The following is a 9,542-nucleotide window of genomic DNA, read 5'->3' on the forward strand; positions in this document are numbered from 1 at the left end:
GCAGCGACTTGTGAGGTGAATTCCCATACCGTCTGCCCAAAATGACCCCTCAGGTCTACTCTGGACGGGTGCCGGAGGACGTGGGGGGCGCGCCGTTCCCGGACGGCGGGGAGCCCGACGACGACCACGACCGCGGGGGCTGGGACGAAGAGTTCGCCTCCGTGGTCTTCGACGAGGACTTCGTGCGGGCCGCCGAGGTCCATGAGCCCACCGCGGTCGAGCGGCTGCTCGCCGCGGCCCAGGCGCGCGCCGAGGCCCAGGAGGCCGAGTCCCGCAGAGCCCGCACCCGCCGCGGACCCGACGACGACTTCTACGAGGACGGCGACGGGTACGGCCTCGACGGCGCGGCCGGTTTCGGCCGCCTGCGCGACGAGGCCGGCGGACTGTACGAGGAAGGCCTCGACCAGGCCGGCCGGGCGGGCCCGCACGCGGGCATGGTCCGCTGGCGCAGGCCCGTGGCCTGGGCACTCGCCGTGATCATGGGCGTCGGCATGGTCGCCCTCGCCTTCACGGCCGTCTACCGCGGCGCCTCGGGCGGCCGCCAGGACCAGGTGCCGCCACCCGCGACGACGGAGCTGGAGAAGAACCTGCCCGGTCCGCCCTCCGCCTCCGCCGACCAGCCCCGGCCCGCGGTCTCCGCGCTCCCGCGCTCCCCCTGAGCGGCCCCGCGCCCGGCCGCCGGAAGTTGTCGCGCACCCATGCGTTTACCGGCGCTCCCGACGACCTAACCTGAAGGTATGGGCGGGCCAGGAGACCCACCGGAGGGCACCCCGGACGGTGCGCCCGCCGGGGGCGGCGGCAGCGAGGACGAGTACCGATCCGTCGTGTTCGACGAGTCGTTCGTCCGGGCTGCCCGGCTCCAGGAGTTCTCCGCGCAGGAGCGCATCACCGACCACGCCCCGGCCGTCCGCCGCACACCCGCCCTGCGCCGCGGTCTGACCCGGCAGGCCGTCATCCTCGTCGCCCTGATCGTCATCGCCTTCGGCACCGCGGTCTACATGGGTGTCCGCAGCCCCTACCGCACCACCGCGGCCGGCCGGCCCGCCGAACCGCTGCGGATGACCGTGATCCCGCTCGCCCCGGGCGGCGCGGTGCCGGGCTCCGGCTCCGCCCGCGACCTGTACCGGCGCAGCCCCGCCGCCCGGTTCGGGATCGCCGCCGACGGCATCACCCTGCCGTCCGGCGTCCGGCGCACCGCGCACTTCTCCGACAGCCAGGTCGTCACCGCCCTGAGCACCGCCAAGGACTACCTGGTCGACTCCTCGCTCGACCCGGACGTGCTCACCGGGGGCGCGGTCCGGCCCGTGCGGATGCTCGTCGACCCCCGCCAGCTCGACCAGTTCGACCAGAGCTTCGACCGGCCGGTGACCGACGGGCGGCACGCGGCGACCGGCTGGCTCGTCCGCTTCGACCCCGCCCGGGCCGAGCTGGCCGACCCGCACATCCGCGTCCGGGGCACGCTGCACGCCGCGGAGACCGACACGGACACCCTCGAAGTCACCTCCGACCACACGTTCGTGTACGCGCTGCGCCCCGTCGGCGCCACCGGCCGGGCCCGGACCTCGCTCTTCACGGTCCGCCGCGAACTGCACTTCCGCTTCGACCGCGAGGACCTGCGCAACCACCAGGCCGAGCTGCTCGTCTCCTACGTCCAGGCGGGCCCGCTCTCCTGCTCCGTGGACCCCGCCGAGCACCTGCGGCCGCTGCTCGCGGGCGAGAGCGCGAAGAAGGACGGCCCGGCGGGCACCGACCCGTACGCGACGGGCAGTGCGACCGCGCTGTGCGGCGCGCTCGCCCCCAGCGCCCAGCCGTCCGTCTGAACCCGGTCCCGGCCGCCGTCAGCTCCCGGCCGGGTCCTCCTGGGCGCCGTGGTTGCCGGTGTTGCCGCCGCCGTTGCCACCGAAGCCGCCGAAGCCGCGCCGCACCCGGCCACCGAGGTCGCCCGCGCCCCCGGCGATGTCGCTGACCAGCTTCATCAGCGGGTCCTTCGAACTCTTCATGTGCTCGGTGTAGTGCGCGGCCGACTCGCGGAAGGAGTCGGTCACCGAGGTGTCCTTGTCCTCGGTGCGGCGCGGGTAGTGCCCGTCCATCAGCCGCTGGTAGTCGCGGGTCTCGGCCCACTTCTTCAGCTCGGCGGCGCGTACCGTCGTGAACGGGTGGGAGCGCGGCATCACGTTCAGGATCTTCAGGACCGAGTCGCGCAGATCGCCCCCGGCCTCGTACTCCTCGGCCTGCTTCAGGAACGCGTCCACGTTCATCTCGTGCAGGTGGTTGCCGCCCGCGATCTTCATCAGGCCGCGCATGGAGGCCCTGAGGTCCTGGCCGACCAGCAGCCCGGCCCGGTCCGCGGAGAGCTCGGACTTGCGGAACCACTCGCGCAGGGCCGTCACGATCGCCATGATCGCGAGGTTGCCGAGCGGGATCCACGCCACCCGCAGCGCGAGGCTGGTCAGGAAGAGCAGTATCGTCCGGTAGACGGCGTGCCCGGACAGCGCGTGGCCCACCTCGTGGCCGACGACCGCCCGCATCTCCTCCTCGTCGAGCAGCTCCACCAGGCCGGTGGTGACGACGATGATCGGCTCGTCCAGGCCGATGCACATCGCGTTCGGCTGCGGGTCCTGGTTGACGTACATCGGCGGGACCTTCTCCAGGTCCAGGATCTGACAGGCGTCTCGCAGCATCGCGTTCAGGTGCGCGAACTGCTCGTCCGACACGCGCACGGAGTCCGACAGGAACAGCAGCCGCAGACTGCGCTCCGGAAGCAGGCCGCTCAGTGCCTTGAAGACGGTGTCGAACCCGGTGAGCCTGCGCAGCGCCACCAGGGCCGAGCGGTCCGCCGGGTGTTCGTACGCCCGCGAGGAGATGCCGGGAAAGCTGCGGCGCTGCCGGCCGGGTACGTTCTCGTGCTGCTCGTTCGGTACGTCGGGCATGCGGCCCCCCATGTCGATGTCGCTCGGTCGTGCCCCCAAGGCGGGGTCCACATTAGGCGGAGTTACCGTGACGGGGCAGCACACAGAAGGAGCGAACCGTCATGGACCACCACGCCGACGCCGCCGCACTCGCGCACGTCGTCCAGGCCGCAGCATCCGACCAGGGCCCGGGCAGCCTGTTGCGCATCGTGCTCGTCGTCGCCATCCTCGGGGCCGTCTTCCTGGCCTGGTTCCTGCTGCGCGGCTACAAGCGCGACGACTGACGGCGGTCGCCGGGAGACCGTACGAGGGGCACGGGGCCCGTACGGCAGAGTCGGCGTGAGCGCCGTGAGAGCTCCCGCTTACGATGGGTCAGAAGTCTTTCTCCCGATCCCACACCGGATAGGTCCTGCTGACGATGAGCCTCCACAGCCCCGCTGCCCAGCTGGCCACTCTCGCCGCCGAGGGCGGCGAGCACGGCGGCAACCACCCGAGCATCAGCCCCTTCATGACGGGCGGCGCCGCCCTCGTCATCCTGTTTCTCATGCTGTGGATCGTCACCCGCTTCAACCGCGACCGCTGAGCCGGGGGACCGAGCACGCCGGCCGGGCCAGTAGGCTCTGCACGCATGGGAGCGCAGGACATGCCTACCGGCCCGGTCAACAGCCCGGCCGGCGGCCCGGACCGCGAGTGGGACTCGCCCGCCAAGCGACGCCTCGGCGTCATGGGCGGCACGTTCGACCCGATCCACCACGGACACCTGGTGGCGGCCAGTGAGGTCGCCGCGCAGTTCCACCTCGACGAGGTGGTCTTCGTGCCGACCGGGAAGCCGTGGCAGAAGAGCGACAAAAAGGTTTCCCCGGCCGAGGACCGCTATCTGATGACGGTCATCGCGACCGCCGAGAACCCGCAGTTCTCGGTGAGCCGCATCGACCTCGACCGCGGCGGACCGACGTACACCACGGACACCCTGCGCGACCTGCGCGCGCTCAATCCGGAGACGGACCTCTTCTTCATCACCGGCGCCGACGCCCTCGGCCAGATCCTGACCTGGCGGTACACCGAAGAGCTGTTCTCCCTGGCACACTTCATCGGCGTCACCCGGCCCGGCCACACACTCACCGACCCGGGCCTGCCCGAGGGCGGTGTCTCGCTCGTCGAGGTGCCCGCGCTCGCGATCTCGTCCACGGACTGCCGGGACAGGGTCGCCAAGGGGGACCCCATCTGGTACATGGTGCCGGACGGTGTGGTGCGCTACATCGACAAACGCCGGCTGTACCGAGGCGAATGACCCTGCACCGCCGAGAGGGGCATCGGTGAACGACCGTTACGACGGTTACGACCAGCGCGACGAGCGGTACGAGCTGGTCGGCTACGACGAGTTCGGCCAGCCGGTGTACCGGCAGGTCCAGCAGGCGCCGTCGTACGACCAGACCGCGGCGGGCTCCGGGTACGGCTACGGCTACGACCCGTACGCGACCGGACAGCAGCAGCCGGTACCGCCGGCCCCGCAGCAGCAGTACGACCCCTACGGCGCCGGCGGCTACGACCCGTACGGGCAGGCCGCCGGGACGGGCGAGCAGCAGCAGGTCCCGCGGCAGACCCACCCCGGCGGGCCCGAGCAGCAGGCGTATCAGGGCCGGCAGGGGTATCCGGACCAGCAGGCTCCGCAACAACAGCAACAACAGCAGCAACAGCCGCAGCAGCAGGCCGAGCAGGCCACCGCCTTCATCCCGCAGCAGACCCCGCGGCCGCCGCAGGAGTCCGGGCGGCCGCAGGACGAGGGGCAGGACCGGGACTACCGCACCGAGCAGTTCTCCTTCGTCGAGGAGCCGGACGAGAACTCCGAAGACGTCATCGACTGGCTGGCGTTCACCGAATCGCGCAGCGAGCGGCGCGAGGAGGCCCGGCGGCGCGGCCGCAACCGGGTCGTCGCCCTCGTCGTCGTCCTCGCCCTGTGCCTGGCCGGCGGCGTCGGCTACCTCTGGTACGCGGACAAGCTGCCGTTCCTGTCGAAGGACGGCGCGAAGGGCGGCGGCGCGGCGGCGGCGGGCCCGCAGAACCGGGACGTCATCGTCGTCCACCTGCACAACACCAAGGGCGGCGGCACCTCCTCGGCGCTGCTCGTGAACAACACCACGACCAAGCAGGGCACCACCGTCCTGCTGCCCAACTCCCTGGCCCTGACCGGCGACGACGGCACCGCCACCACGCTCGGCACGTCCGTCGGCGACGACGGCTCCTCCGGCACCAGCGGCGCCATCGACACCCTGCTCGGCACGGACGTCGAGGGCACCTGGCGGCTCGACACCCCGTACCTGAACAACCTCGTCGAACTCGTCGGCAACATCGAGCTCGACACCGACGCCGACGTGCCGGACCCGGCCAAGAAGGGCGCCACCCTCGTCCACAAGGGCGCGGCGCAGACCCTCAGCGGCCCGATGGCCGTGGCGTACGCCACCTACCGGGGCAAGGGCGAGGCCGAGACCGCGCAGCTCATGCGGTTCGGACAGGTCATGCAGGGCGTGCTGCGCAAGCTGTCGTCGGACCCGCAGGCCGCGACGACCACCGTGCAGACGCTCGCCCAGATCCTCGACCCGTCGCTGACCGAGAAGGACCTCGGCGCCTTCCTCGCCAAGCTCGCCGACCACGCCAAGGAGGGCGACTACAAGACCGCCCTGCTGCCGGTCCAGCCGAACGGCACTCTCTCCGAGGCGGCCGCGGACTCCGTCGTGAAGGACGTCCTCGGCGGCACCGTCAAGGCGCCCGCCAAGGGCGACTCGCTGCGGATCGCCGTCAAGAACGCCACCGGGGACAAGACCCGCACCGAGAAGGCCCGCGTCGCCCTGGTCAACGGCGGCTACACCTTCGTCGCGGGCGGCACCGGCAGCTCCGTGGCCGCGTCCCAGGTCACCTACGGCGACGACGCCCGCAAGGCGGACGCCGTCGAGGTCGCCAAGACGCTCGGCCTGCCGTCCTCGGCGGTCGAGAAGACCGACGCCGCCGCGAACGCGGACGTCTCCGTCGTCCTCGGCCAGGACTACACCGGCAAGTGACCCGCCCGGCGGCCCCGCCTCCCGCACGGGCCGGGGCCGCCGGGAACGTCGCGTCAGCCGCCCGGCGGTCCGTGAGACCCTTGTGGTACCCCCGGCAGCTCTGTGGCCGGGGACTCTGACCGCCGACGGAAAGCCTTGTAGTGACCGCCACCGACCGATCCACCGAGCTCATCACCGTCGCCGCCCAGGCGGCCGCGGACAAGCTCGCGCACGACATCATCGCCTACGACGTCAGCGACGTGCTGTCCATCACGGACGCCTTCCTGCTCGCCTCCGCGCCCAACGACCGCCAGGTCAAGTCGATCGTCGACGAGATCGAGGAGCGCCTGAACAAGGAGCTCGGCGCCAAGCCGGTCCGCCGCGAGGGTGACCGCGACGCCCGCTGGATCCTCCTCGACTACGTCGACATCGTCGTCCACGTCCAGCACAGCGAGGAGCGCGTCTTCTACGCCCTCGAGCGGCTGTGGAAGGACTGCCCCGAGCTGGAGCTGCCCGCCGACGCCAAGGCCACCCGCGGCAAGGCCGCCGAACACTCGCGCGAGCAGGCCGCGGCCGATGCGGAGGAGATGCGCGACCTCGGCGGTGAGCTGCTTTGACCAGCGGCTCCCACCGGGGCCGCCGCGTCGTCCTGTGGCGGCACGGCCAGACGGCCTGGAACCTGGAGCGCCGCTTCCAGGGCACCACGGACATCGAGCTGACCGAGGCCGGTGTCGCCCAGGCCCGCCGCGCGGCCCGGCTGCTCGCCTCGCTGAAGCCGGACGCGGTCGTCGCCTCCGACCTCCGGCGGGCCGCCGCCACCGCGGCCGAACTGACCGCCCTGACCGGCCTCGACGCCACGTACGAGGAGGGGCTGCGCGAGACGTACGCCGGTGCGTGGCAGGGCCTCACGCACGAGGAGATCATCGCCGTCCACGGCGAGCAGTACGCCGCGTGGAAGCGCGGCGAGCCGGTGCGCCGCGGCGGCGGCGAACTGGAGACCGAGGTCGCCGACCGGGCGGCCCCCGTCGTGCTGCGCCACGCCGACAAGCTGCCGGACAACGGCCTGCTCGTCGTGGTCAGCCACGGCGGCACGATCCGCACCACCATCGGCCGCCTCCTGGGTCTGGAGGCCCGCCACTGGGAGGGGCTCGGGGGGCTGTCGAACTGCTGCTGGTCCGTCCTCGGCGAGGGCGCGCGCGGCTGGCGGCTGCTGGAGCACAACGCGGGCACGCTGCCCGAGCCGGTCCTCGGCGACGACGACTGAACCGGTCCCCGCGCGGCCCGCGCAGGCCGCGGGGACCGGATTTCACTTATCGGCAGGTCGCAGGCTAAAGTTCTTCTTGTTCGGGCCGCCGGGAGAACAACCGGGGAGAAGAACACAGCGCGGGGCTATAGCTCAGTTGGTAGAGCGCCTGCATGGCATGCAGGAGGTCAGGAGTTCAATTCTCCTTAGCTCCACAGGAATCGAAGATCCCGTCCCGTCAGGGGCGGGATCTTTCGTTGTCCGCGCACAGCCTTTCGCGGAGCGTGCGCGGACCGCCGCCGGTCCTGGGTGCCGTGTCCGGACCGGTACGCGGGCGTCGCTGACCCCGTCGCTCCGGTCGTGGCAGAATCGGACGGCCGGAAGAGGGCTGTGTCCGAGCGACGAGGACGGCCCGACGGGAGGGAGTGCGTGATGCTCTTGGGCATCGACGAGGAGGCCGGCCGCCTCCGCGATGCGACCGTGTCACCTGCCGCGTTCTCGCCTCCGTCCCCTTCCTCCGGCGATGCCCCTCCTGTCCTGGATGTGCTTCTCACCTGTCCGTCCTGCGGCTCCTTCCACGTCGCCCAGATGCTGGGCGACAACGGCGGGATCTCGTTCGTGTGCACGGCCTGCGGCCACAGCTGGAGCTGAGCGGATCGACATGGGGTCACACAGGCGGAAGTGCGACTGGTGCGGCAGCGGTACGCCCATCGTGCGCGACATGGAGCCGGTCAACCCGGACTACCAGTACTGGTGCGAGGAGTGCGCGCGGGCGCTGATCATAAAGGGCGACCCGATCGAGACGTACCGGGAACTGGAGGGCGAGCCGATCTACGGCCGCCTCCTCGACGAACACTGCACGCTCAAGCGGTTCTATTCGTTCGCCAGAGCCTGACCCCGGCGCACGCCAAGAAGGCGAGCGCCGCTCCCGCGTAAAGGGCCGACAGGGTCAACTGTGCACTGTTCTGGTGGAGTTCCACCCGGCCGGGGCCGTGCGGCACCCACCACAGGGCGTACGAGCAGAACAGCGCGGTCAGCGCGGCGGCGGTGCGCCGGTGGCCCCGCTCCCGCACCAGCAGGACCAGCGGCAGGCACCACACCCAGTGGTGCGACCAGGAGACCGGGCTGACCAGCAACGCCGTCGTCGCGCACGCCACGACGGCCTCGGCCCGCCGTCCGCGCACCGCGGCCGTGACGGCGACCGCGAGCCCGAGGACGGCCGTCACGCAGGCGGCCAGGGCCCACCAGGGGCCCGGGTCGCCGGTGTGCAGCAGCCGGGCCAGGACGCCGCGCAGCGACTGGTTCGCGGTGTCCTCGGCGTGGCCCACCCGGTTCGCCTCGAAGACCGTCCGGCCCCAGAAGCGCAGCGAGTCGCCCGGCAGGACGGCGGCGGCCAGCGCCGTGGCGGCCGCGAACGCGCCCGCCGCCACGCCCGCCTGGCGCAGCCACGGCCGCCAGGGGCCCTTGCCGGTCACCGCCAGCGCGAGCGCCGTACCCAGCAGGAAGACCGCGAACAGGGCCGGGGTCAGCTTGACCGCCGCCGCCACCCCGACGCCGGCGCCGGCCCAGCGGTGTCCCGGCCGCCGCGTCAGGTCCCACAGGACGAGGACGGCCAGCAGGAGGTTGACCTGCCCGTAGCGGAGCGTCGTCCACACCGGCTCGCACCACACCGCGCCCGCGGCCACCCAGGACGCGTGCTCCACGCGCGCGTGGCGGCCCACCAACCGTAAGGAGAGAGAGGCGAACGCGACAAGAAGGGCGAGGTTCCCCGCGGTCGCGGCGGCGCGCAGGGTGGCGACGTCCAGCAGCGTCAGCGGGGTGAACAGCAGCGCGGCGAACGGCGGGTAGGTGGTGGGCAGTCGGGCAGGTGTCGCCCGCAGCGCATACAGGTCACCGCCGGCTCTGACGGTCGCGCCCTCCGCCCGGTAGACCATCAGGTCGATCATCGAGACGTGGGCGGCGCGCTGAGCGGCCCAGAAGCTCATGAAGGAGAGCAGGCAGACGGCGAGGGCCGCGGGCGCGCGGTGGCGGACGCGAGGCAGGACGAGCACGGTCACGTCAGGGGACCCTAGTGGGCGTAACCATCCGCTTTCCCTACAGAGCGGGGCAGATGGGAAACGATTTGGTGGAGCACCAGGGTGAGCGTGTAATGTTGGCGTCGCCGCCGGGGAAACCGACAGGGAGACCGGGCGGATCGCATCACGGGGCTATAGCTCAGTTGGTAGAGCGCCTGCATGGCATGCAGGAGGTCAGGAGTTCAGGTCGGTGTAGCTCGTCACCGTCGAGTACCGCAGGCCACCGACGTTGGAGCCGGCGATCTGGAACACCTTGGTGTAGTAGATCGGGGCGGCCGGG

At 71.9% G+C, this 9,542-nt stretch carries 12 protein-coding genes and 1 tRNA gene; 11 read left to right on the plus strand and 2 right to left on the minus strand.

Features of this window, described 5'->3' with window-relative positions; genetic code table 11:
* Positions 1-41: 41 nt before the first annotated feature.
* Positions 42-659 (plus strand): hypothetical protein, encoded by a 618-nt coding sequence (locus tag ABZY33_RS21310; RefSeq protein WP_356493183.1) that lies wholly within the window; start codon positions 42-44, stop codon positions 657-659.
* Between the two features lie 78 nt (positions 660-737).
* The gene (locus tag ABZY33_RS21315) at positions 738-1,820 is read left to right on the plus strand and encodes a hypothetical protein (protein ID WP_356493184.1); all 1,083 of its coding nucleotides are present in this window, start codon (positions 738-740) and stop codon (positions 1,818-1,820) included.
* An 18-nt stretch (positions 1,821-1,838) separates the two neighbouring features.
* Here ABZY33_RS21315 and ABZY33_RS21320 read toward each other — a convergent pair whose 3' ends face one another.
* The gene (locus tag ABZY33_RS21320) at positions 1,839-2,930 is read right to left on the minus strand and encodes a M48 family metallopeptidase (RefSeq protein ID WP_356493185.1); all 1,092 of its coding nucleotides are present in this window, start codon (positions 2,928-2,930) and stop codon (positions 1,839-1,841) included.
* A gap of 101 nt (positions 2,931-3,031) precedes the next feature.
* Here ABZY33_RS21320 and ABZY33_RS21325 point away from each other — a divergent pair, with 101 nt between their 5' ends.
* The 9 genes from ABZY33_RS21325 to ABZY33_RS21365 all read left to right on the plus strand — a co-directional run bounded on the left by ABZY33_RS21325 (position 3,032) and on the right by ABZY33_RS21365 (position 8,082).
* The gene (locus ABZY33_RS21325) at positions 3,032-3,193 is read left to right on the plus strand and encodes a hypothetical protein (RefSeq protein ID WP_356493186.1); all 162 of its coding nucleotides are present in this window, start codon (positions 3,032-3,034) and stop codon (positions 3,191-3,193) included.
* A gap of 134 nt (positions 3,194-3,327) precedes the next feature.
* Positions 3,328-3,492: a hypothetical protein gene (locus tag ABZY33_RS21330; protein ID WP_356493187.1), complete on the plus strand. Its 165-nt coding sequence runs from the start codon at positions 3,328-3,330 to the stop codon at positions 3,490-3,492.
* Positions 3,493-3,537: 45 nt separating this feature from the next.
* Positions 3,538-4,200, plus strand: coding sequence for a nicotinate-nucleotide adenylyltransferase (gene nadD, locus ABZY33_RS21335; protein ID WP_356493188.1), 663 nt, complete (start codon positions 3,538-3,540; stop codon positions 4,198-4,200).
* 25 nt (positions 4,201-4,225) lie between these two features.
* Positions 4,226-5,965, plus strand: a complete 1,740-nt coding sequence (locus ABZY33_RS21340; protein ID WP_356493189.1) for an LCP family protein — start codon at positions 4,226-4,228, stop codon at positions 5,963-5,965.
* 140 nt (positions 5,966-6,105) lie between these two features.
* Positions 6,106-6,561, plus strand: coding sequence for a ribosome silencing factor (rsfS, locus tag ABZY33_RS21345; RefSeq protein WP_356493190.1), 456 nt, complete (start codon positions 6,106-6,108; stop codon positions 6,559-6,561).
* Positions 6,558-7,208, plus strand: a complete 651-nt coding sequence (locus tag ABZY33_RS21350; protein ID WP_356493191.1) for a histidine phosphatase family protein — start codon at positions 6,558-6,560, stop codon at positions 7,206-7,208. The genes rsfS and ABZY33_RS21350 overlap by 4 nt, the downstream gene beginning before the upstream one ends.
* A 121-nt stretch (positions 7,209-7,329) precedes the next feature.
* A tRNA-Ala gene (locus tag ABZY33_RS21355) sits at positions 7,330-7,402 on the plus strand.
* 217 nt (positions 7,403-7,619) lie between these two features.
* The gene (locus ABZY33_RS21360; protein ID WP_356493192.1) at positions 7,620-7,838 is read left to right on the plus strand and encodes a hypothetical protein; all 219 of its coding nucleotides are present in this window, start codon (positions 7,620-7,622) and stop codon (positions 7,836-7,838) included.
* Between the two features lie 10 nt (positions 7,839-7,848).
* A complete protein-coding gene (locus tag ABZY33_RS21365) occupies positions 7,849-8,082 on the plus strand; it encodes a hypothetical protein (protein ID WP_356493193.1) in 234 nt (77 codons plus the stop codon).
* Here the strand turns inward: ABZY33_RS21365 and ABZY33_RS21370 are convergent.
* Positions 8,051-9,244, minus strand: coding sequence for a glycosyltransferase 87 family protein (locus tag ABZY33_RS21370; RefSeq protein ID WP_356493194.1), 1,194 nt, complete (start codon positions 9,242-9,244; stop codon positions 8,051-8,053). The two genes, ABZY33_RS21365 and ABZY33_RS21370, sit on opposite strands and share 32 nt — an antisense overlap.
* Positions 9,245-9,542 lie beyond the last annotated feature (298 nt).

It is taken from the genome of Streptomyces sp. NPDC006552 (assembly GCF_040611655.1).
GTDB lineage: Bacteria > Actinomycetota > Actinomycetes > Streptomycetales > Streptomycetaceae > Streptomyces.